Here is a 21,609-nt window from a genome sequence, read left to right as displayed (position 1 = left end):
CCCTGAAGGGCCGTCGAAGACTACGACGTTGATAGGTTGGGTGTGTAAGCGCTGTGAGGCGTTGAGCTAACCAATACTAATTGCCCGTGAGGCTTGACCATATAACACCCAAGCAATTTGACTACTCGAAAGAGCATCAGATTGCGGTGTGTGAAGACGAGATGAACCGAAAGTTCGACGCTCACAAAACACCGAAAGCTGTCACATACCCAATTTGCTGAAGCGAAGCCAACTGGCTACGACTCAGTACCCGAATTTCTTGACGACCATAGAGCATTGGAACCACCTGATCCCATCCCGAACTCAGCAGTGAAACGATGCATCGCCGATGGTAGTGTGGGGTTTCCCCATGTGAGAGTAGGTCATCGTCAAGATTAAATTCCGAAACCCCATTTGCGAAAGCAGATGGGGTTTTGTTTTGCGCGCTCGAAAAGTGTCCCGCAAGCTATTCCGCGAAAAAGCCACCATCAATGCGCACTAACGGATGCACAGCACGCGTCAGGACGCCTCCAGAAGCTCGCCTCCTTGCCATTCCAGAAGACTGGCTCGATGCTCATATCGACATGGGTGCCGACGCTCTGCTGCATCCCAGGTTCATCAGATCGTGCAAGGTCGTTATTCAGGTCGAGGGCGGTAGGATAATCGCAACGCTCCGACGGCCTCTGAAGGCGCTCACGAGGTTTTGAAAGGGCTTATGGTCATAGGGCTTGTTCTGTCATGATTTTGCCTTCTGGGCGCCATTGCGGCGGCCAGCGCTGGAATCTCACTTTTCTACAGACGAAAAAAAAGACCTTGAAATTCAAGGTCTTTCTTTAAGATGGTGCCCCGAGGGAGACTCGAACTCCCACTCCTTTCGAAAACGGATTTTGAATCCGCCGCGTCTACCAATTCCGCCATCAGGGCTCAATGGCGGCGAAGTATAGAGATGAGATTACCGTTGGTCAATCACGTTTCATGGTCTATTTTCACTATTTCCGCTAGACTCCCCGGCCCTGCTAGACGAACCCTATCATGCGCGTTGCTGACTTTACTTTTGAGCTCCCTGATTCGCTGATCGCTCGCCACCCTTTGGCCGAGCGTCGCGCCAGTCGACTGCTGACCCTGGACGGGGTGAGTGGTGCCCTCGCACACCGCCAATTCACTGATTTGCTTGAGCATTTGCGCCCAGGCGATTTGATGGTGTTTAACAATACCCGGGTGATTCCGGCACGGCTGTTTGGCCAGAAAGCGTCCGGCGGCAAGCTGGAAATTCTGGTGGAGCGGGTGCTGGACAGCCATCGCGTGCTGGCCCATGTGCGCTCCAGCAAGTCGCCGAAACCCGGCTCGAGCATCCTCATTGATGGCGGTGGCGAAGCCGAGATGGTTGCGCGCCATGACGCGTTGTTCGAACTCAAGTTTGCCGAGGAAGTGTTGCCACTGTTGGAACGCGTCGGCCATATGCCGCTGCCTCCCTATATCGACCGCCCCGACGAAGACTCGGACCGCGAGCGCTACCAGACGGTGTACTCGCAGCGCCTCGGTGCTGTCGCCGCACCTACAGCCGGGCTGCATTTTGACCAGCTGCTGCTGGACGCGATTGCCGCCAAAGGTGTCGAAAGCGCTTATGTGACCCTGCACGTGGGGGCCGGCACGTTTCAGCCGGTGCGTGTGGATAATATTGAAGACCACCATATGCACAGCGAATGGCTGGAAGTCAGCCAGGAAGTCGTGGATGCGGTGGCGGCGTGCAAGGCGCGCGGCGGTCGTGTTGTGGCGGTGGGCACCACCAGCGTGCGCTCGCTGGAGAGTGCCGCGCGCGATGGCGTGCTCAAGCCCTTCAGTGGCGACACCGATATCTTTATTTTCCCGGGCCGGCCGTTCCATGTGGTCGATTGCCTGGTGACCAATTTCCATTTGCCGGAATCCACGCTGTTGATGCTGGTGTCGGCCTTCGCGGGTTATCCCGAAACAATGGCGGCGTATAAAGCTGCCATCGATAATGGATACCGTTTTTTCAGCTACGGTGATGCGATGTTTATCACCCGTAACCCTGCGCCGACTGCTCCTAAAGAAGCGGGCCTTGAGGAGCAACTATGAGTCGTATGTCGTTTGAATTGTTGGCCACGGATGGCAAGGCTCGTCGTGGTCGCCTCACGTTCCCGCGTGGCACCGTCGAAACCCCGGCGTTCATGCCAGTGGGCACTTACGGCACTGTAAAAGGCATGCTGCCGCGTGACATCGTCGCGACCGGCGCCGAGATCATCCTGGGCAACACCTTCCACCTGTGGCTGCGCCCGGGCACGGAGGTGATCAAGAAGCATGGCGACCTGCATGACTTCATGAAGTGGCAAGGCCCGATCCTCACCGACTCCGGTGGTTTCCAGGTATTCAGCCTGGGTGCCATGCGCAAGATCAAGGAAGAGGGCGTGACTTTCGCCTCGCCGGTGGACGGTTCCAAAGTGTTCATGGGCCCTGAAGAGTCGATGCAGGTGCAGCGCGACCTGGGCTCCGACATCGTGATGATTTTTGACGAGTGCACGCCTTATCCCGCGGATGAAGATGTCGCGCGTATCTCCATGGAACTGTCGTTGCGTTGGGCTCAGCGCTCGAAAAACGCCCACGGCGATAACACTGCTGCGCTGTTCGGTATCGTCCAGGGCGGCATGCACGAAAGCCTGCGCAAGCGCTCGCTCGAAGGCCTCGACAAAATCGGCTTTGACGGCCTGGCTATCGGCGGTCTGTCGGTAGGTGAGCCCAAGCACGAGATGATCAAGGTGCTGGATTACCTGCCGGGCCTGATGCCCGCTGACAAACCTCGTTACCTTATGGGCGTTGGCAAACCGGAAGATCTCGTAGAGGGTGTGCGCCGCGGTGTGGACATGTTCGATTGCGTGATGCCAACCCGTAATGCCCGCAATGGGCATCTGTTCATCGATACAGGCGTGCTGAAGATCCGTAACGCGTTCCATCGCCATGATGATTCGCCGCTGGATCCCACCTGTGACTGCTACACCTGCCAGAACTTCTCGCGTGCTTATCTGCACCATCTGGACAAGTGCGGGGAAATGCTGGGTAGCATGTTGAATACCATCCACAATTTGCGTCACTACCAAGTCCTGATGGCTGGTTTGCGTGAGGCTATTCAACAGGGTACATTGGCCGCCTTCGTCGATGCCTTCTATGCCAAGCGCGGGCTCCCTGTGCCGCCCTTGGACTGAGTTTTCCGACCCTAAGATTCACTATTTGCAACTGGAGTGCTAAATGAGCTTTTTTATCTCTAATGCCATGGCTGACGCCGCTGCGCCTGCCGCCGCCGGCCCTATGGGTGGTGGTTTCGAGTGGATTTTCCTGGTCGGCTTCCTGGTCATCTTCTACCTGATGATCTGGCGCCCACAGGCCAAGCGCGCCAAAGAGCAGAAAAACCTGCTGGGCAGCCTGCAGAAAGGCGACGAAGTTGTGACTACTGGCGGCATCGCCGGCAAGATCACCAAGGTTTCCGATGCTTTCGTGGTTCTGGAAGTCTCCGACACCGTAGAAATGAAGTTCCAGAAGGGCGCCATCGCCGCCACGCTGCCAAAAGGCACGCTCAAAGCGATCTGAGTAACAACCTTTACCAATCGACGGGGCGCGCAAGGCGCCCCGCGTTATAAGCGGGCGGCGTGATGCTGAACAAATACCCTCTGTGGAAATACGTACTGATCCTGGCGGTGCTGGCGATCGGTTTTATTTATTCCGCTCCCAATCTTTATCCTGATGACCCTGCGATCCAGATCACTGGCGCCAGCACTACGCTGCAGGTCAATCAGGCTGACTTGGACCGTGCGAGCAAAGCGCTCACCGACGCCGGTATCCAGGTAAAAGCGGCAACCTTGGCGTCTGATGCGAAAGGCGGTTTGTTGCGCCTGACCAAGGCCGAAGACCAGTTGCCGGCCAAAGACGTCGTGCGCAAGGCTATGGGTGATGACTACGTTGTCGCGCTCAACCTCGCACAGACCACGCCAAAATGGCTGCGCAGCATTGGCGCGCACCCGATGAAGCTGGGTCTGGACTTGTCCGGTGGTGTGCACTTCCTGCTGGAAGTCGACATGGACAAAGCCCTCGACGCGCGTCTGAAAGTTTACGAAGGCGACGTGAAGAGCCTGCTGCGCAAAGAGAAGGTGCGTTATCGCAGCCTGCCGCAGCTCAACGGTGCCATCCAGCTGGGCTTCTCTGATGAAGCGACCCGCGAACAGGCCCGTGCCCTGGTGCGCAAGAACTTCAATGATTTCGACATCGTACCGGCTGACCTGAATGGTCAGGCTGTGCTGCGTCTGGCGATGACCCCGGCCAAGATCGCGGAAATCCGCGAATACTCCATCAAGCAGAACTTGACCACGGTACGTAACCGCGTCAACGAGCTGGGTGTGGCTGAGCCGATCGTGCAGCGTCAAGGCGCCAACCGCATCGTGGTTGAACTGCCAGGCGTACAAGATACCGCTGAAGCCAAGCGTATCCTGGGTAAAACCGCCAACCTGGAATTCCGTCTGGCGGCTGAGCCGGGTGCGACTCGCGCGACTGCCGAAGAATTCGAGTTCCGTGAAGGCAACCGTCCTCCAGCGCTGATCGAGCGTGGCTTGATCATCACCGGTGATCAGGTGACTGACGCCAAGGCGGGTTTCGATTCGCAGCACGGTACTCCGGAAGTGAACATCCGTCTGGATGGCCATGGCGGTGACCTGATGAGCCGCGCCACGCGCAGTAACGTCGGTCGCAGCATGGCGGTGATCTTCATCGAGCAACGCCCGGTCACCACCTACACCAAACAAATGGTCGACGGTGTCGAGAAAGACGTGCCGGTGCAGACCTTCAAGGAAGAGAAGAAAATCATCAGCCTGGCGACCATCCAGTCGCCGCTGGGTGCTCAATTCCGCATTACCGGCCTGAATGGCCAGGGCGAATCTTCCGAGCTGGCACTGCTGCTGCGTGCGGGTGGCCTGGCGGCGCCGATGTACTTCGCTGAAGAGCGCACCATTGGCCCGAGCCTGGGTGCCGACAACATCACCAAGGGTATCGATGCGGCCTTGTGGGGCATGCTGTTTGTGTCCTTGTTCATCATCGCCATCTACCGCTTCTTCGGCGTCATCGCCACCGTGGCCCTGGCGGGCAACATGGTGATGCTGCTGGCACTGATGTCGCTGCTGGGCGCAACACTGACCCTGCCAGGTATCGCCGGTATCGTACTCACCATGGGTATGGCCGTAGATGCCAACGTACTGATCTTCTCGCGTATTCGTGAAGAGATCGCGGCGGGCATGACCGTACAACGTGCAATCAACGAAGGCTTCGGCCGGGCATTTACCGCGATTCTCGACTCCAACCTGACCACTCTGCTGGTCGGCGGGATTCTCTTTGCCATGGGCACCGGCCCGGTCAAAGGTTTTGCGGTGACCATGTCCCTCGGTATCTTTACCTCGATGTTCACGGCCATCATGGTGACCCGCGCAATGGTCAACCTGATCTTTGGCGGACGTGACTTCAAGAAGTTGTGGATTTAAGGGGCTGCCATGTTACGTACAATCAACTTCATGGGCGTTCGCAACATTGCGTTCGGCGCCACAGTGCTCCTTACCGTTCTGGCGTTGTTCAGCTGGTTCCATAAGGGCCTGAACTACGGTCTGGACTTTACCGGCGGTACGCTCATCGAGCTGACCTACGAGAAGCCGGCCGACGTCACCCTGGTGCGCAGCGAGCTGGTCAAGGCCGGCTATCACGAAGCCATCGTGCAGAGCTTTGGTGCTACCACCGACCTGCTGGTGCGTATGCCGGGCGAAGATCCGCAGTTGGGTCATCAGGTAGCCGAAGCCTTGCAGAAGGTCGGCGGTGACAACCCGGCGTCGGTCAAGCGCGTCGAGTTCGTAGGCCCGCAAGTGGGTGAAGAGCTGCGCGACCAGGGCGGTCTCGGCATGCTGATGGCGCTGGCCGGCATCATGGTCTACCTGGCGTTCCGCTTTCAGTGGAAATTCGGCGTCGGCGCCATTGTGTCGCTGATCCACGACGTAATCGTCACCGTGGGTATCCTGGCGTACTTCCAGATCACCTTCGACCTGACGGTGCTGGCGGCGGTGTTGGCGATCATTGGTTACTCGCTCAACGACACCATCGTGGTATTCGACCGGGTTCGTGAGAACTTCCGCGTACTGCGCAAGGCTACGCTGGTCGAGAACATCAACATCTCCACCACTCAGACCCTGCTGCGGACCATGGCGACGTCGATCTCCACCTTGCTGGCGATTGCTGCACTGATGATTTTCGGTGGCGACAATCTGTGGGGCTTCTCCCTGGCACTGTTCATCGGCGTTCTGGCGGGTACCTACTCGTCGATCTACATCGCTAACGTGGTGCTGATCTGGCTGAACCTCAACAGCGAAGATTTGATCCCGCCTGCCGCTACCGGCAAGGAGGTCGACGACCGTCCTTGATGGGCGTTCGTTGATACGCTGTTACAAAGAAGGCACGAGTATTGAACTCGTGCCTTTTTTTTTGCTCCAAGGCTGGGTATAGCGCGGACGTTTCGGTCCGCTTGTGATGGTCAGGAGGTTCACGTGAACAAGTCGTTACTGGTTGGTGCGGTATTGGGTGCTGTCGGTGTGACTGCCGGGGGTGCTGTTGCCACCTACAGCCTGGTAAAAAGCGGCCCTGAGTATGCGCAAGTGCTGGCAGTGCAGCCGGTGAAAACCCAGATCAAAACCCCTCGTGAGGTCTGCAAGGACGTCACCGTGACCCGGCAGAAGCCGGTGCAGGATCAACACCAAATCGTCGGCACCGTGGTTGGCGCGCTGGCCGGTGGCTTGTTGGGCAACCAGGTCGGTGGCGGTAATGGCAAGAAGCTGGCTACTGTAGCCGGTGCTGTCGGTGGCGGTTACGCCGGTAACAAGGTGCAGGAAGGTATGCAGAACCGCGATACCTACACCACCACGCAGCAGCGTTGCAGCACGGTCAACGATATCAGTGACAAGGTTGTGGGTTATGACGTGCGCTACAACCTGGACGGTAAGGAAGGTTCGGTACGTATGGACCGTGATCCGGGCGGCCAGATTCCAGTGGATAAGGAAGGTCGTCTGATCCTGGGTCAGAACCAGCAATAAGTCTGACATCAATCCAAGTGTGGGAGCTGGCTTGCCTGCGATAGCGGTGGGTCAGTAACCCATTAGCTAGCTGGTAGACCGCTATCGCAGGCAAGCCAGCTCCCACATTGGATTGTGTTGGCTGCTGGGATAGCAAATCCCAGGCACAAAAAAAGCACCCCTCGGGGTGCTTTTTTTGTGCTCGCTCGCTTAGCGCTTCAGCGAAGCCGGCAGGTGCGGCTGGATCGCCGTCAGTACTGCCTTGAAGCATTTGGTGTTGCCGGCGACCACATGGCCTTTCTCAAGGAAATCGTGACCACCGGTAAAGTCGCTCACCAGGCCACCAGCTTCCTGGATCAGCAGGGCGCCTGCAGCCATGTCCCATTCGGACAGGCCTGACTCCCAGAACGCATCAAAACGACCGGCGGCAACATACGCCAGGTCCAGGCTGGCAGCACCGGCGCGGCGGATGCCGGCGGTCTGGCCAACCAGGGCGCGGAACATGCCCAGGTAGTTTTCCAGGTTGTCCATCTGGTCGTCACGGAACGGGAAGCCAGTGCCCAGCAGGGCGCCGTCCAGGCTGGTACGGCCGCTGACGCGCAGGCGACGACCGTTCAGCTGGGCGCCACGGCCACGGCTGGCGGTGAATTCTTCCTGGCGAACCGGGTCGAGTACGACGGCGTGTTCAAGGCGGCCACGGTATTTGCAGGCGATGCTGACTGCAAAGTGTGGGATGCCGCGCAGGAAGTTGGTGGTGCCGTCCAGTGGGTCGATGATCCACAGGTAGTCTTCGCCTTCGCCGCTGCCTTTGTGCAAGCCGGTTTCTTCACCGAGGATGCCGTGGGTAGGGTAGGCCTTGCGCAGCGCGTCGATGATTTTTTGCTCAGCGGCGCGATCCACCTCGGATACATAATCCTTGGCGTCTTTTTCGTCGACCTTGATGGTATCCAGGCGCTCGATGGAGCGGAAGATCAATTCACTGGCGCTGCGGGCGGCGCGCAGCGCGATATTCAGCATGGGCTGCATGGATGTGTCACCTAAGGTTGTTAAAGAAAGCCGGGCATTCTAGCAGAAACTTTCTTCAGGTGAAGGACGACGTTAGCTTTCATGGCATAACCTTAGGCTGTTCTGTAAGATTTGCTCCCCTTTCCTGTGTCCGAGAGCGCCTCCCTTGCTGCAAAACATCCGTGTCGTCCTCGTCAATACCAGTCATCCCGGCAACATCGGCGGGGTGGCGCGAGCCATGAAAAACATGGGGCTGACGCGCCTGGTGCTGGTCGAGCCGCGTGTGTTCCCGCACCACGAGGCCGATGCCCGTGCATCCGGCGCCAATGACATCCTTGAAAAAGCCCAGGTCGTCGCCACTTTGGAAGACGCTTTGGTCGGCTGCAACCTGGTGCTTGGCACCAGTGCTCGCGACCGTCGAATCCCCTGGCCACTGCTGGATCCGCGCGAATGCGGCACCAAGGTGGTGGAAGAGGCAGCAGGTGGCGCTGAAATCGCTTTGGTGTTTGGCCGTGAAGACTCCGGCCTGACCAATGAAGAGCTGCAGCGATGTCATTACCACGTGCACATCCCATCAGACCCTGAGTTCAGTTCGCTGAACCTCGGGGCAGCGGTGCAGGTGTTGAGTTACGAAGTGCGCATGGCCTGGCTGGCTGCAGAAGGCCAGCCGAGCAAGGTCGAGAAGGATGAGGTCGCATCGACCAAGAGTGGCGAGTTGGCCACCATGGACGAGTTGGAGCGATTCTATGAGCACCTGGAGCAAACCCTGGTGGCCATCGAGTTTCTCGATCCGGAAAAACCACGGCACTTGATGGCACGCCTGCGTCGCTTGTACGGCCGTAGCTCGGTAAGCCGGGCAGAAATGAACATATTGCGTGGCATCCTCACGGAAACCCAGAAAGCGGCCCGTGGTGAGCTTCTTAAGCGGAAGGATTAAAAATGTTCGAGCGTTTGCGAGAAGATATCCAGAGTGTTTTCCACCGTGACCCGGCGGCGCGCAACGCCTTTGAAGTGCTGACCTGCTACCCAGGCATGCACGCGATCTGGATTCACCGCCTGTCCGCAGTCTTATGGGGCATGGGCTGGAAATGGCTGGCACGGCTGGTGTCGAACTTTGGGCGCTGGTTGACCGGAATCGAGATTCATCCAGGCGCCAAGGTGGGTCGTCGCTTCTTTATTGACCATGGCATGGGCATCGTGATTGGCGAAACCGCCGAAATCGGTGATGACGTGACGCTGTATCAGGGCGTGACCCTGGGTGGCACAACGTGGAATAAAGGCAAGCGCCACCCGACATTGGGCGATGGCGTAGTGGTGGGGGCGGGTGCCAAGGTGCTTGGCCCGTTCACTGTCGGCGCGGGTGCCAAAGTGGGCTCCAATGCTGTGGTGACCAAGGCTGTGCCGCCTGGCGCGACGGTGGTGGGCATTCCCGGCCGCATCATCGTCAAGCCGGAGCTCGGCGACGAGCAGGAAGCCAAGCGCAAAGCGATGGCTGAGAAGATCGGTTTCGATGCCTACGGTGTCAGCGAAGACATGCCCGACCCGGTGGCGCGTGCCATTGGCCAGTTGCTCGACCACCTGCAGGCCGTGGATGGCAAGCTGGACGGTATGTGCGGCGCATTGAAGGAGTTGGGCAGTAGCTACTGCGCAAAAGATCTGCCTGAGCTGCGCGAAGAAGACTTCGCCGAGATCAAGGTTGAAGCTGCCACCACCAAGGCTGGTTAAATCTTAAGCGCGCTAAAACCTTCTGTGGGAGCTGGCTTGCCTGCGATAGCGGTCTGCCAGCTCATTTAGGGGGTGCTGACCCACCGCTATCGCAGGCAAGCCAGCTCCCACATTTGGCTTCCATTGGTCTTGAGATTGAGTCGTGGCCCGGTTCCCGCTGTTCGTCCCCACCCCACCCTGCTATTATTCGCGCGCCCTTTTTACGGGTAATCCTGACTAAAGTACTAGGTCTTATAGTTGACTTAAATACTCGGGAATCGCATACTTGCTCCCATTCTGAAACACCTTGGTACTTGTCCATGAGACTGACTACAAAAGGCCGATACGCGGTGACCGCCATGCTTGACCTGGCCTTGCACGCGCAAACTGGGCCGGTGTCCCTGGCCGATATCTCCGAGCGCCAAGGCATTTCCCTGTCCTACCTCGAGCAGCTGTTCGCCAAATTGCGCCGTAGCAACTTGGTTTCCAGCGTGCGTGGGCCGGGTGGCGGTTATCAATTGTCCCGCGATATGCAGGGCATTCAGGTAGCTCAGGTGATCGACGCGGTGAACGAATCCGTCGATGCCACCAAATGCCAGGGTTTGGGTGACTGCCATGCCGGCGACACCTGCCTGACCCACCACTTGTGGTGTGACTTGAGCCTGCAGATCCATGAGTTTTTGAGTGGTATCAGCTTGGCTGATCTTGTGACTCGCCGTGAGGTGCAAGAAGTAGCCCAGCGTCAGGACCAGCGCCGTTGCAACACCAAGGCGCCGCGTCTGGACAAGATTGAAGCGTCCGCCGTCGAGTGACAGCCGAAGAGCTAACGGCACGCCAGCCAGCCTGATTTAGGAGAAAGTCCATGAAATTGCCGATTTACCTTGATTACTCAGCGACCACCCCGGTTGATCCGCGTGTCGCGCAAAAGATGAGCGAATGCCTGCTGGTTGACGGAAACTTCGGTAACCCAGCCTCCCGTTCCCACGTATTCGGCTGGAAAGCCGAGGAAGCGGTCGAGAACGCTCGTCGCCAAGTCGCCGACCTGGTGGGCGCCGACCCACGGGAAATCGTCTGGACCTCCGGTGCTACCGAGTCCGACAACCTGGCAATCAAGGGCGCGGCGCATTTCTACGCGACCAAGGGCAAGCACCTGATCACCACCAAGATTGAGCACAAGGCTGTCCTCGACACCATGCGCCAACTGGAGCGTGAAGGTTTCGAGGTTACCTACCTTGAACCAACCACCGACGGTATCGTCACGCCGGCCATGATCGAAGCGGCCCTGCGTGAAGACACCATCCTGGTTTCCGTGATTCACGTGAACAACGAAATCGGCACCATCAACGACATCGCAGCCATTGGCGAGCTGACTCGCTCCAAAGGCATCCTGCTGCACGTCGACGCTGCTCAGTCCACCGGCAAGGTCGACATCGACCTGTCCAAGCTGAAAGTCGACCTGATGTCGTTCTCTGCCCACAAAACCTACGGCCCTAAAGGCATCGGCGCGCTGTACGTGAGCCGCAAGCCTCGCGTGCGCATCGAAGCGACCATGCACGGCGGCGGTCACGAGCGCGGCATGCGTTCCGGCACCCTGGCGACTCACCAGATCGTCGGCATGGGCGAAGCCTTCCGTGTAGCCAAAGAAGACATGGCTGCCGAAAACATCCGTATCAAGGCGCTGAGCGATCGCTTCTACAAGCAGGTCGAGAACCTTGAAGAGCTGTACATCAATGGCAGCATGACTGCCCGTGTACCGCACAACCTGAATTTGAGCTTCAACTACGTCGAAGGCGAGTCGCTGATCATGGCGCTCAAGGACCTGGCGGTTTCGTCCGGTTCGGCCTGCACCTCGGCTTCCCTTGAGCCTTCGTACGTTCTGCGCGCCCTGGGCCGCAACGACGAACTGGCACACAGCTCGATCCGCTTTACGTTCGGCCGTTTCACCACCGAAGAGCAAGTCGACTACGCCGCGCAGAAAGTCTGCGAAGCCGTCAACAAGCTGCGCGTTCTGTCGCCGCTGTGGGACATGTACAAAGACGGTGTCGATATCTCCAAGATCGAGTGGGCGGCACACTAACTATAGAAGCCGCCACCCAAGCTCTGTAAGAACGTGGCGGAAAACGCAGGCGTTTTTACAGGGTTCCAGAGCGGCCCTGATGAGTGAGGATTCAGTACCATGGCTTACAGCGAAAAGGTCATCGACCACTACGAAAACCCGCGCAACGTCGGCAAGATGAACGCGGAAGACCCTGATGTCGGCACCGGCATGGTCGGCGCTCCGGCGTGCGGCGATGTGATGCGCCTGCAGATCAAGGTCAACGACGCTGGCGTTATCGAAGACGCCAAGTTCAAGACTTACGGCTGCGGTTCCGCCATTGCCTCAAGCTCCCTCGCTACCGAGTGGATGAAAGGCAAGACCCTGGATGAGGCTGTCACCATCAGCAACACCCAGTTGGCCGAAGAACTGGCCCTGCCGCCAGTGAAAATTCACTGCTCGGTACTCGCCGAAGACGCCATCAAGGCGGCCGTTCGCGACTACAAGCAGAAGAAAGGCTTGATCTAAGCATTTGGCGACGAGTAAGGAGTCAACGATGGCTATCAGCATGACAGAAGCGGCTGCGCAGCACATTCGCCGCTCCCTGAATGGGCGCGGTAAAGGTGAGGGGATTCGTCTGGGTGTTCGCACCACGGGCTGTTCCGGCCTTGCCTACGTGCTGGAGTTTGTCGACGAGGTGGTTGAAGAGGACCAGGTGTTCGAAAGTCACGGCGAGAAAGTGATCATCGACCCTAAAAGCCTGACCTACCTGGACGGCACCGAACTCGATTTCGTCAAGGAAGGGTTGAACGAAGGCTTCAAGTTCAACAACCCCAACGTGCGCGGTGAATGTGGCTGCGGCGAAAGCTTCAACATCTGAGGCTATTCGTGGGTACTCCTTGTCATTTCGCTTTATTCGAGCTGCAGCCGAGCTTTCGGCTGGACCTTGAGCAGCTTGCCACGCGCTACCGAGAGTTGGCGCGTGGGGTGCATCCGGACCGCTTTGCTGACGCTTCCGAGCGTGAGCAGCGCCTGGCGCTGGAGCAATCGGCCAGCCTCAACGAAGCCTATCAGACGCTGAAAAACCCGCCCAAACGCGCGCGCTACCTGCTCGCGTTGAACGGTGGTGAGTTGCCGATCGAAGTGACGGTGCACGACCCGGACTTCCTGATGCAGCAGATGCAGTGGCGCGAAGAACTCGAAGACTTGCAGGACGAGGCTGATATAGCCGGTGTCGCGGTCTTCAAGCGTCGTCTGAAAACGGCCCAGGATGAGCTCAATGAAAGCTTCGCAGCCTGTTGGGATGATGCAGCGCAGCGTGAACAGGCCGAACGCCTGATGCGGCGCATGCAGTTCCTCGACAAGCTCACCTACGAAGTGCGCCAGCTAGAAGAGCGCCTCGACGATTAACCCAGTGCTGCCCGTGATGCACGCCTGATAGACAGATAAGACCTGATTACCATGGCCCTACTGCAAATCGCCGAACCCGGCCAAAGCCCTCAACCACACCAGCGTCGCCTGGCGGTCGGGATTGACCTGGGCACCACCAATTCCCTCGTTGCTGCCTTGCGCAGCGGCCTGTCCGAGCCATTGCCCGACGCTAATGGCCAGGTGATCCTGCCCTCCGCTGTGCGTTATCACGCTGATCGCACTGAAGTCGGTGAGTCGGCCAAGCTGGCAGCGTCCAGTGACCCGTTGAATACCGTGCTGTCGGTTAAACGCTTGATGGGTCGCGGTCTGTCCGACGTCAAGCAATTGGGCGACCAGCTGCCGTACCGCTTTGTTGGCGGCGAATCCCATATGCCGTTCATCGACACCGTCCAAGGCCCGAAAAGCCCGGTTGAAGTGTCGGCCGATATCCTCAAGGTGCTGCGTCAGCGCGCAGAAAATACCTTGGGCGGCGAACTGGTCGGCGCAGTGATCACCGTTCCTGCCTATTTCGATGACGCACAGCGTCAAGCCACCAAGGACGCCGCGAAGCTTGCGGGCCTGAACGTGTTGCGCTTGCTCAACGAGCCGACCGCAGCGGCGGTGGCCTATGGCCTGGATCAGCACGCTGAAGGCCTGGTGGCTATTTATGACCTGGGCGGTGGTACTTTTGATATTTCGATTCTGCGCCTGACCGGCGGTGTGTTTGAAGTGCTGGCCACCGGTGGCGACAGCGCCCTGGGTGGCGATGACTTTGACCATGCCATTGCCGGCTGGATCATCACCAGGGCCGATTTGTCGGCTGACTTGGACCCGGGCGCGCAGCGTAATCTGCTGCAAACCGCCTGCGCGGCCAAGGAAGCACTGACTGACGCTGATTCTGTTGAAGTTTCCTACGGCAGCTGGTCGGCTCAACTGACTCGCGAAGCCTTTGATGCGCTGATCGAACCGATGGTCGCTCGCAGCCTCAAGGCGTGCCGTAGGGCTGTACGTGATTCCGGTATCGAGCTGGAAGACGTGGCCGCAGTGGTCATGGTCGGCGGTTCGACGCGCGTCCCACGCGTTCGCGAAGCGGTTGCCGAAGCTTTCGGTCGCCAGCCACTGACAGAAATCGACCCGGATCAAGTAGTCGCCATCGGCGCTGCTATCCAGGCCGACACGCTTGCCGGTAACAAGCGCGAGGGTGGCGAACTGCTGCTGCTCGACGTGATCCCGCTGTCCCTGGGCCTGGAAACCATGGGCGGCCTGATGGAGAAGGTGATTCCACGCAACACGACCATCCCCGTCGCACGCGCCCAGGATTTCACCACGTACAAAGATGGCCAGACGGCCATGATGATTCATGTGCTGCAAGGCGAGCGCGAACTGATCAGCGACTGTCGCTCCCTGGCGCGCTTTGAATTGCGCGGCATCCCGGCGATGGTCGCGGGTGCGGCGAAAATTCGCGTGACCTTCCAGGTCGACGCCGATGGCCTGCTCAGCGTAGCAGCGCGTGAATTGGCCTCGGGCGTTGAAGCCAGCATCCAGGTCAAGCCGTCCTACGGCCTCACCGATGGCGAAATCGCCAAGATGCTCAAGGATTCCTTCCAGTATGCCGGTGACGACAAGGTCGCCCGCGTGCTGCGCGAGCAGCAAGTCGATGCCCGGCGCCTGCTCGAAGCTGTGCAGGGCGCCCTGGAAGCCGACGGCGAGCGTCTGCTGGATGCTGAAGAGCGCATGGTTATCGACCTGCAAATGCAGGAACTGGCCGAACTGATGAAAGGCAACGATGGTTACGCCATCGAGCAGCAGACCAAGCGCCTGTCGCAAGTGACTGATGCTTTTGCCGCCCGCCGCATGGATCAGACGGTGAAAGCCGCACTGGCCGGGCGCAACCTGAATGAAATCGAGGAATAATTAATGCCGCAGGTCATTTTTCTGCCACACGCCGAGCATTGCCCGGACGGTATGGTTGTGGAGGCTGAGACCGGCAAGTCCATCCTCGAGGTTGCCCATGACAACCACATCGAGATCGAAAGCGCCTGCGGCGGTGTCTGCGCCTGCACGACCTGCCACTGCGTGATTCGCGAAGGTTTCAACTCTCTCGAAGAAGCGGACGAGCTGGAAGAGGACTTTCTGGATCGCGCCTGGGGCCTTGAGGCGACTTCTCGCCTAAGCTGTCAGGCAAAGGTCGGCACGGAAGACATTACCGTCGAAATTCCGAAATATTCCCTCAACCATGCAGCCGAAGCGCCGCATTGATTCAAGGAAATGTCATGAGCCTGAAATGGGTTGATGTACAAGAAATCGCTATACAACTTGCTGAAGCTCATCCTGAGGTCAATCCTCTTACCGTGAACTTCGTCAAATTGCGCGACCTCGTAATGGCGCTGCCGGAATTCGACGACATTCCTGACCGGGGTGGCGAAAAGGTCCTGGAGGCGATTCAGGGTCTGTGGATCGAAGAAGCAGACGACTGAGCCGACTTTTTACGCAGTTAGGCAATACCCAATAACCCGCGTATAATTCGCGGGTTTAATTTTTCGTAAATTACCGTTTCTGGAGTTACACCATGGCTGTTCAACGTACTTTCTCCATCATCAAGCCTGACGCTGTTGCAAAAAACGTCATCGGCGAGATCACCACTCGTTTCGAAAAAGCCGGCCTGAAGGTTGTAGCTTCGAAACTCAAGCAACTGTCCAAAGCTGAAGCTGAAGGCTTCTACGCTGAGCACAGCGCTCGTGGCTTCTTCGGCGACCTGGTTGCCTTCATGATCTCCGGCCCTGTTGTTGTTCAGGTTCTGGAAGGCGAAAACGCTATCGCTCTGAACCGCGAGCTGATGGGCGCTACCAACCCTAAAGAAGCCGCTGCCGGCACTATCCGTGCTGACTTCGCTGAGTCCATCGACGCCAACGCTGTTCACGGTTCGGACTCCGAAGCCGCTGCTGCTCGCGAAATCTCGTACTTTTTCGCTGCTACTGAAGTAACCGCTCGCTAAGCATCGGCTTAAAGAGTGAGGGTGAATCCATGACTACATCGACTGTTAAAACCAACCTGCTGGGTCTGACTCAACAGGAAATGGAAAAATTCTTCGACTCAATCGGGGAGAAGCGTTTCCGTGCCGGTCAGGTAATGAAGTGGATTCACCACTTTGGTGTCGACGATTTCGACGCCATGACGAACGTCAGCAAGGCCCTGCGCGACAAGCTCAAGGCCATTGCTGAGGTCCGTGGTCCCGAGGTTGTCAGCGAGGACATTTCCACCGACGGCACCCGTAAGTGGGTGGTGCGCGTGGCGTCCGGCAGCTGCGTCGAGACCGTCTACATTCCCCAGGGCAAGCGCGGCACTTTGTGCGTTTCGTCCCAGGCAGGCTGTGCCCTGGACTGCAGTTTCTGCTCCACCGGCAAGCAAGGCTTCAATAGCAACCTCACCGCCGCCGAAGTCATTGGCCAGGTGTGGATTGCCAACAAATCCTTTGGCAGCGTCCCGGCAACCGTCGACCGTGCCATCACCAACGTGGTGATGATGGGCATGGGTGAGCCGCTGCTGAACTTCGACAACGTCGTGGCCGCCATGCATTTGATGATGGACGACCTCGGCTACGGCATCTCCAAGCGCCGTGTGACCCTGTCGACTTCCGGCGTGGTGCCGATGATCGATGAGCTGGCCAAGCACATCGACGTCTCCCTGGCGCTGTCGTTGCACGCACCGAATGACGCATTGCGTAACCAATTGGTGCCGATCAACAAGAAGTATCCGCTTAAGATGCTGCTCGAATCTTGCCAGCGCTACATGGCGACCCTGGGCGAAAAGCGTGTGTTGACCATTGAGTACACCATGCTCAAGGACATCAACGACAAAGTTGAGCACGCGGTCGAAATGATCGAACTGCTCAAGAACACCCCGTGCAAGATCAACCTGATTCCGTTTAACCCGTTTCCCCATTCTGGCTACGAGCGGCCGAGCAACAACGCCATCCGTCGTTTCCAGGATCAACTGCACCAGGCCGGCTACAACGTTACTGTGCGCACCACCCGTGGTGAAGACATCGACGCCGCCTGTGGCCAACTGGTCGGGCAAGTGATGGATCGCACCCGCCGCAGTGAGCGTTATATCGCCGTGCGCGAACTTAACGCCGCCGAAGATTTGCCGCAAATTGCTGTGAATCGAATCTGAGAGAGGACCTCTATGCCCTTGCGCCTCGCGCTGCTGTTGCTTTTCACCGGTCTGATGGCCGGTTGTGTTTCATCGGGCCATGACAGCCCCATGCAAACCGGCAAAGGCCGTGACGAGGCGCGAATTGCCTATGTGCAATTGGGCTTGGGTTATCTGCGCCAGGGCATGAGCGAGCAGGCCAAGGTGCCGTTGAAAAAAGCCCTTGAGCTGGACGGCGACGACGCCGATGCCAATGCCGCACTGGCGCTGGTATTCCAGGCCCAGGCCGAGCCTGAACTGGCCGACGCGTATTTTCACAAGGCCCTGGCCGCACGTCCTGCCGACCCGCGGCTGCTGAACAACTACGGCAGTTTTCTGTTTGCGCAGCAACGTTACGACCAGGCGTCCCGCTATTTCCAGCAAGCCAGTACCGATACCCTTTATCCTGAGCGTTCGCGAGTATTCGAAAACCTTGGGGTGACCTCGATACGCCTTGGCCTGCGCGACAGCGGTCGTCAGCAACTGGAAAAAGCCCTGCACCTGAACAATCGCCAGCCACGGGCTTTACTCGAAATGGCTGAGTTGTCTTACGAAGACAGGCATTATGTGCCGGCACGTGACTTTTACGAGCGTTTTAGCCTGCTCAGCGGGCAAAATGCACGTAGTCTATTGCTCGGTGTGCGCCTGGCGACGGTTCATGAAGAACGCGACACGGCCGCACAGTTTGGCCAGCAACTCGAACGACTCTATCCCGGTACGCCGGAATATCAGCAATACCTGTCGGAGCAATGATGAAAGCGGCGCACCCGGAAGTTGTAGCAGCTAATCGCGTAAACCCAGGCGAGACCTTGCGTCAGGCCCGCGAAAGCAATGGTTGGTCGCTGGCAGAAGTGGCCCTCAAGCTCAATTTGACCGCCACATCCCTGGGCAACCTGGAAGCCGGCGCGTTCGACAAGCTGCCTGGGCATACTTTTGCCCGCGGCTATATCCGCGCCTATGCAAAGTTGCTGGGCATCGACCAGGCGGTACTGGTCCAGGAATTTGACCAGTTCACCGGCACCGATTCCCAGGGCAGCAATGTGCATGGCCTGGGCCGCATCGAGGAGCCGGTACGGGTTTCCCACACTATTTTGCGGATTGTCAGCCTGTTGCTGCTGATTGCCGTAGTGGGTGGCGGTTTCGTCTGGTGGCAAGACCAGGCCTCCCAACGCACCAAAGACCTTACCAGCAACGCCATGGAGCACGTCGAAGTCGAAAGCGCCGACGGCACCACCCAGATTCACCCGCTGGATGAACCGGAAGACCAGGCGGTTGCCCAAGGGCAGGCCGCCTCGGAAGCGCCGTCTACCACCGAGCAACCGACTCCGGAAGCGGGCACTGCACCTGCAGCCACCGCTGCTGTGCCGGCTCCAACCGTACCGGCTGCCCCGGTTGCCCAGGCGCATACGCCAGCTGCTCCGGCTGCTCCGACGCAGGCCCCAGCGACTAACGCACCAGTGGCCCCGGCCCCAGCCGTGATTTCGCCTCCCACCACCCCGGCATTGATCGCTGGCGACGGGCATATCCAGATTACCTTCATCGCTGACTGCTGGACGCAAGTCACCGATGGCAATGGCAAAGTGCTGTTTAGCGGTCTGAAGCGTAAGGGAGATACGCTTGACCAAGGCGGCAAGCCTCCTTTGACGCTGCGTCTGGGCTTTGCCCGTGGCGCGCAAGTGGCCTACAACGGCCAGCCTGTGGACGTGGCGCCGTTCACCAGTGGCGAGACTGCTCGCCTCAAGTTGGGACAATAGTCATGCACGGCGAATCTCCAATCAAACGTCGCGTATCGCGCAAGATCTGGGTCGGCTCCGTACCGGTAGGTGGCGATGCCCCTATCGCAGTGCAGAGCATGACCAACAGCGACACCAATGATGTGGCCGCCACAGTCGCCCAGATCAACCGTCTGGAAGCCGCCGGTGTGGACATCGTGCGCGTATCCGTACCGGACATGGACGCTGCCGAGGCCTTTGGCCGCATCAAGCAACTGGTCAAGGTTCCGCTGGTCGCCGACATTCACTTCGACTACAAAATCGCTCTGCGTGTGGCCGAGCTGGGTGTGGACTGCCTGCGCATCAACCCGGGCAACATCGGTCGCGAAGACCGTGTGCGCGCCGTGGTGGACGCGGCACGTGACCGTGGCATTCCCATCCGTATCGGCGTCAACGCCGGTTCGCTGGAAAAAGACCTGCAGAAAAAGTACGGCGAACCAACCCCAGCCGCGCTGGTTGAGTCGGCATTGCGCCACGTCGAGCACCTTGAACGCCTGAATTTTCAGGACTTCAAGGTCAGCGTAAAGGCCTCCGACGTGTTCATGGCGGTAGAAGCCTACCGCCTATTGGCCAAGGAAATCGTGCAGCCGCTGCACCTGGGTATCACTGAAGCGGGCGGTTTGCGCTCAGGCACAGTGAAATCTGCGGTGGGTCTCGGTATGCTGCTCGCCGAAGGGATTGGCGATACTATCCGCATCTCCCTGGCGGCAGACCCCGTAGAGGAAGTGAAAGTCGGCTACGACATTCTCAAATCCCTGCGTTTGCGTTCCCGTGGCATCAACTTCATTGCCTGCCCGAGCTGCTCGCGGCAGAACTTCGACGTGGTGAAAACCATGAACGACCTGGAGCTGCGCCTCGAAGACCTGCTGGTGCCGCTGGATGTGGCGGTGATCGGGTGTGTGGTCAATGGGCCGGGTGAAGCCAAGGAAGCTCATGTGGGCCTGACTGGCGGTACACCGAACCTGATTTACATCGACGGCAAGCCGTCGCAGAAACTGACGAATGAGAATCTCGTGGATCATCTGGAAAAGCTGATCCGCGAGAAAGCAGCTGAAAAGGTTGCGGCTGACGCAGCGCTGATCGCGCGCGGCTAAGAACGAATTTAAGGATTAGATGTGAGCAAGTCTCTGCAAGCCATTCGTGGCATGAACGACATCCTGCCGGAGCAGACGCCACTGTGGCGCTACTTCGAGAGCACGGTCGCGCGCCTGCTGGATAACTACGGTTACAAGCAGATCCGCATGCCGATCGTCGAGTTCACCGAGCTGTTCAAGCGCTCCATCGGTGAAGTGACCGACATCGTCGAAAAAGAGATGTACACCTTTGAAGATCGCAACGGCGACTCCCTGACCCTGCGTCCGGAAGGCACCGCTGCGTGCGTGCGTGCCGTGCTCGAGCATGGCCTCACCGGTGGTGGCCAGCCGCAGAAGTTGTGGTACATCGGCCCGATGTTTCGCCACGAGCGCCCGCAGAAAGGCCGTTATCGCCAGTTCCACCAGATCGGCCTCGAGGTGTTCAACCTCGATGGTCCGGACATCGACGCTGAGCTGATCGTGCTGACCTGGCGCCTGTGGGGCCTGCTCGGCATCCGCGACGCGGTCAAGCTTGAGCTCAACAGCCTGGGCACCAGCGAATCCCGGGGTCGCTATCGCGTTGCCCTGGTCGAGTATCTGTCTGCTCACTTGGACAAATTGGATGAAGACAGCCAGCGCCGTCTGAAAACCAACCCGTTGCGCGTCCTCGATACCAAGAACGCCGACACCCAAGCCGTACTGGTCGACGCGCCGAAAATGGCCGACTACCTGGACGACGAATCCCGCGTGCACTTCGAGGGCCTCAAGGCTCGCCTGGATGCGGCCGGTATTCCCTACGTGATCAACCCTAAACTGGTGCGTGGCCTCGATTACTACAGCAAGACCGTGTTCGAGTGGGTCACCGACAAACTCGGCGCCCAGGGCACCGTGTGTGCCGGTGGTCGCTACGACGGCCTGGTTGAGCAAATGGGCGGCAAGCCGACCACCGGCGTAGGTTTCGCCATGGGCATCGAGCGGCTGATCCTGCTGCTGGAAACCCTGGAGCAGGTCCCGGAAGAAATCTCCCGTCAGGTGGACGTGTACCTATGCGCCTTTGGCGAGGCCGCCGAACTGGCAGCCCTGGCCCTGAGCGAAAAAGTGCGTGACCAACTGCCGAACCTGCGCCTGCAGATCAATGCCGGCGCCGGCAGCTTCAAGAGCCAGTTCAAGAAGGCCGACAAGAGCGGCGCGCTGTATGCGCTGATCCTCGGCGATGACGAACTGGCCCAGCAAGTGATAGGTTTCAAACCCCTGCGTGGCCAGGGCGAGCAACAGAACATTGCCTTTGATGCGCTCGCCGCGCACTTGGCCACCTGCGTCGTGCAGGGTTGAAGCTG

Annotated in this window: 23 protein-coding genes, 1 tRNA gene and 2 rRNA genes; 24 read left to right on the top strand and 2 right to left on the bottom strand. The window is 58.7% G+C overall.

Annotation, left to right across the window (positions count from 1 at the left end):
- Window positions 1-101: ribosomal RNA gene (locus tag HBO41_RS04500) — 23S ribosomal RNA — on the top strand; the annotation flags it as partial.
- 157 nt (window positions 102-258) lie between these two features.
- Window positions 259-374 (top strand): 5S ribosomal RNA (rrf, locus tag HBO41_RS04495).
- A gap of 444 nt (window positions 375-818) precedes the next feature.
- Here the strand turns inward: rrf and HBO41_RS04490 are convergent.
- Window positions 819-903: transfer RNA gene (locus HBO41_RS04490), tRNA-Leu, on the bottom strand.
- Between the two features lie 108 nt (window positions 904-1,011).
- On the opposite strand from HBO41_RS04490, the gene queA reads away from it, so the two are divergent.
- The 6 genes from queA to HBO41_RS04460 all read left to right on the top strand — a co-directional run bounded on the left by queA (window position 1,012) and on the right by HBO41_RS04460 (window position 7,103).
- Window positions 1,012-2,076, top strand: a complete 1,065-nt coding sequence (gene queA, locus HBO41_RS04485) for a tRNA preQ1(34) S-adenosylmethionine ribosyltransferase-isomerase QueA (protein WP_169985246.1) — start codon at window positions 1,012-1,014, stop codon at window positions 2,074-2,076.
- A gap of 5 nt (window positions 2,077-2,081) precedes the next feature.
- Window positions 2,082-3,197: a tRNA guanosine(34) transglycosylase Tgt gene (tgt, locus tag HBO41_RS04480; protein ID WP_003175976.1), complete on the top strand. Its 1,116-nt coding sequence runs from the start codon at window positions 2,082-2,084 to the stop codon at window positions 3,195-3,197.
- Window positions 3,198-3,240: 43 nt separating this feature from the next.
- Window positions 3,241-3,579 carry a preprotein translocase subunit YajC gene (gene yajC, locus HBO41_RS04475; protein ID WP_003175975.1) on the top strand — a complete coding sequence of 113 codons (339 nt, stop codon included), beginning with the start codon at window positions 3,241-3,243 and terminating at the stop codon, window positions 3,577-3,579.
- A 62-nt stretch (window positions 3,580-3,641) separates the two neighbouring features.
- Complete coding sequence (secD, locus tag HBO41_RS04470) at window positions 3,642-5,513, top strand: protein translocase subunit SecD (RefSeq protein ID WP_017135939.1); 1,872 nt, start codon at window positions 3,642-3,644, stop codon at window positions 5,511-5,513.
- A 9-nt stretch (window positions 5,514-5,522) separates the two neighbouring features.
- Window positions 5,523-6,437 (top strand): protein translocase subunit SecF, encoded by a 915-nt coding sequence (gene secF, locus HBO41_RS04465; protein ID WP_017135940.1) that lies wholly within the window; start codon window positions 5,523-5,525, stop codon window positions 6,435-6,437.
- 123 nt (window positions 6,438-6,560) lie between these two features.
- The gene (locus HBO41_RS04460) at window positions 6,561-7,103 is read left to right on the top strand and encodes a glycine zipper 2TM domain-containing protein (RefSeq protein WP_017135941.1); all 543 of its coding nucleotides are present in this window, start codon (window positions 6,561-6,563) and stop codon (window positions 7,101-7,103) included.
- 189 nt (window positions 7,104-7,292) lie between these two features.
- On the opposite strand, the gene suhB is transcribed toward HBO41_RS04460, so the two are convergent.
- A complete protein-coding gene (suhB, locus tag HBO41_RS04455; protein ID WP_003175971.1) occupies window positions 7,293-8,108 on the bottom strand; it encodes an inositol-phosphate phosphatase in 816 nt (271 codons plus the stop codon).
- 145 nt (window positions 8,109-8,253) lie between these two features.
- Here suhB and trmJ point away from each other — a divergent pair, with 145 nt between their 5' ends.
- The 16 genes from trmJ (at window position 8,254) to hisS (ending at window position 21,604) form a co-directional block, all read left to right on the top strand.
- Window positions 8,254-9,024, top strand: coding sequence for a tRNA (cytosine(32)/uridine(32)-2'-O)-methyltransferase TrmJ (gene trmJ, locus HBO41_RS04450; RefSeq protein WP_003210307.1), 771 nt, complete (start codon window positions 8,254-8,256; stop codon window positions 9,022-9,024).
- Between the two features lie 2 nt (window positions 9,025-9,026).
- Window positions 9,027-9,812, top strand: a complete 786-nt coding sequence (cysE, locus tag HBO41_RS04445; RefSeq protein ID WP_017135943.1) for a serine O-acetyltransferase — start codon at window positions 9,027-9,029, stop codon at window positions 9,810-9,812.
- Between the two features lie 299 nt (window positions 9,813-10,111).
- Window positions 10,112-10,603: a Fe-S cluster assembly transcriptional regulator IscR gene (gene iscR, locus HBO41_RS04440; RefSeq protein WP_003194020.1), complete on the top strand. Its 492-nt coding sequence runs from the start codon at window positions 10,112-10,114 to the stop codon at window positions 10,601-10,603.
- Window positions 10,604-10,653: 50 nt separating this feature from the next.
- The gene (locus tag HBO41_RS04435) at window positions 10,654-11,868 is read left to right on the top strand and encodes an IscS subfamily cysteine desulfurase (RefSeq protein WP_017135944.1); all 1,215 of its coding nucleotides are present in this window, start codon (window positions 10,654-10,656) and stop codon (window positions 11,866-11,868) included.
- Between the two features lie 99 nt (window positions 11,869-11,967).
- On the top strand, window positions 11,968-12,354 hold the full coding sequence (gene iscU, locus HBO41_RS04430; RefSeq protein ID WP_003175965.1) for a Fe-S cluster assembly scaffold IscU: 387 nt from the start codon (window positions 11,968-11,970) through the stop codon (window positions 12,352-12,354).
- A 28-nt stretch (window positions 12,355-12,382) separates the two neighbouring features.
- A complete protein-coding gene (iscA, locus tag HBO41_RS04425; RefSeq protein WP_003209680.1) occupies window positions 12,383-12,706 on the top strand; it encodes an iron-sulfur cluster assembly protein IscA in 324 nt (107 codons plus the stop codon).
- Window positions 12,707-12,714: 8 nt separating this feature from the next.
- On the top strand, window positions 12,715-13,236 hold the full coding sequence (hscB, locus tag HBO41_RS04420) for a co-chaperone HscB (protein ID WP_017135945.1): 522 nt from the start codon (window positions 12,715-12,717) through the stop codon (window positions 13,234-13,236).
- 51 nt (window positions 13,237-13,287) lie between these two features.
- Window positions 13,288-15,150, top strand: coding sequence for a Fe-S protein assembly chaperone HscA (hscA, locus tag HBO41_RS04415; protein ID WP_169985243.1), 1,863 nt, complete (start codon window positions 13,288-13,290; stop codon window positions 15,148-15,150).
- Between the two features lie 3 nt (window positions 15,151-15,153).
- Entirely contained in the window at window positions 15,154-15,495 is a 342-nt protein-coding gene (gene fdx / locus HBO41_RS04410; protein ID WP_015885743.1) for an ISC system 2Fe-2S type ferredoxin, read from the top strand.
- Window positions 15,496-15,509: 14 nt separating this feature from the next.
- Entirely contained in the window at window positions 15,510-15,713 is a 204-nt protein-coding gene (iscX, locus tag HBO41_RS04405; RefSeq protein WP_017135947.1) for a Fe-S cluster assembly protein IscX, read from the top strand.
- 92 nt (window positions 15,714-15,805) lie between these two features.
- Complete coding sequence (gene ndk / locus HBO41_RS04400) at window positions 15,806-16,231, top strand: nucleoside-diphosphate kinase (RefSeq protein ID WP_003175956.1); 426 nt, start codon at window positions 15,806-15,808, stop codon at window positions 16,229-16,231.
- Between the two features lie 29 nt (window positions 16,232-16,260).
- A complete protein-coding gene (rlmN, locus tag HBO41_RS04395; protein WP_017135948.1) occupies window positions 16,261-17,409 on the top strand; it encodes a 23S rRNA (adenine(2503)-C(2))-methyltransferase RlmN in 1,149 nt (382 codons plus the stop codon).
- Window positions 17,410-17,421: 12 nt separating this feature from the next.
- Window positions 17,422-18,180, top strand: coding sequence for a type IV pilus biogenesis/stability protein PilW (pilW, locus tag HBO41_RS04390; RefSeq protein ID WP_169985241.1), 759 nt, complete (start codon window positions 17,422-17,424; stop codon window positions 18,178-18,180).
- Complete coding sequence (locus HBO41_RS04385; RefSeq protein WP_169985239.1) at window positions 18,180-19,181, top strand: RodZ family helix-turn-helix domain-containing protein; 1,002 nt, start codon at window positions 18,180-18,182, stop codon at window positions 19,179-19,181. The genes pilW and HBO41_RS04385 overlap by 1 nt, the downstream gene beginning before the upstream one ends.
- A gap of 2 nt (window positions 19,182-19,183) precedes the next feature.
- Window positions 19,184-20,293: a flavodoxin-dependent (E)-4-hydroxy-3-methylbut-2-enyl-diphosphate synthase gene (gene ispG, locus HBO41_RS04380; protein WP_056858733.1), complete on the top strand. Its 1,110-nt coding sequence runs from the start codon at window positions 19,184-19,186 to the stop codon at window positions 20,291-20,293.
- Window positions 20,294-20,314: 21 nt separating this feature from the next.
- Window positions 20,315-21,604 (top strand): histidine--tRNA ligase, encoded by a 1,290-nt coding sequence (gene hisS, locus HBO41_RS04375; RefSeq protein WP_017135952.1) that lies wholly within the window; start codon window positions 20,315-20,317, stop codon window positions 21,602-21,604.
- The last annotated feature ends 5 nt before the right edge of the window (window positions 21,605-21,609 follow it).

The sequence above is a fragment of the Pseudomonas sp. WS 5146 genome, from assembly GCF_012985495.1.
Lineage (GTDB): Bacteria > Pseudomonadota > Gammaproteobacteria > Pseudomonadales > Pseudomonadaceae > Aquipseudomonas > Aquipseudomonas edaphica.
Note: the sequence above shows the minus strand (reverse complement) of the source record. Positions and strands in the feature narration are given on the sequence as shown.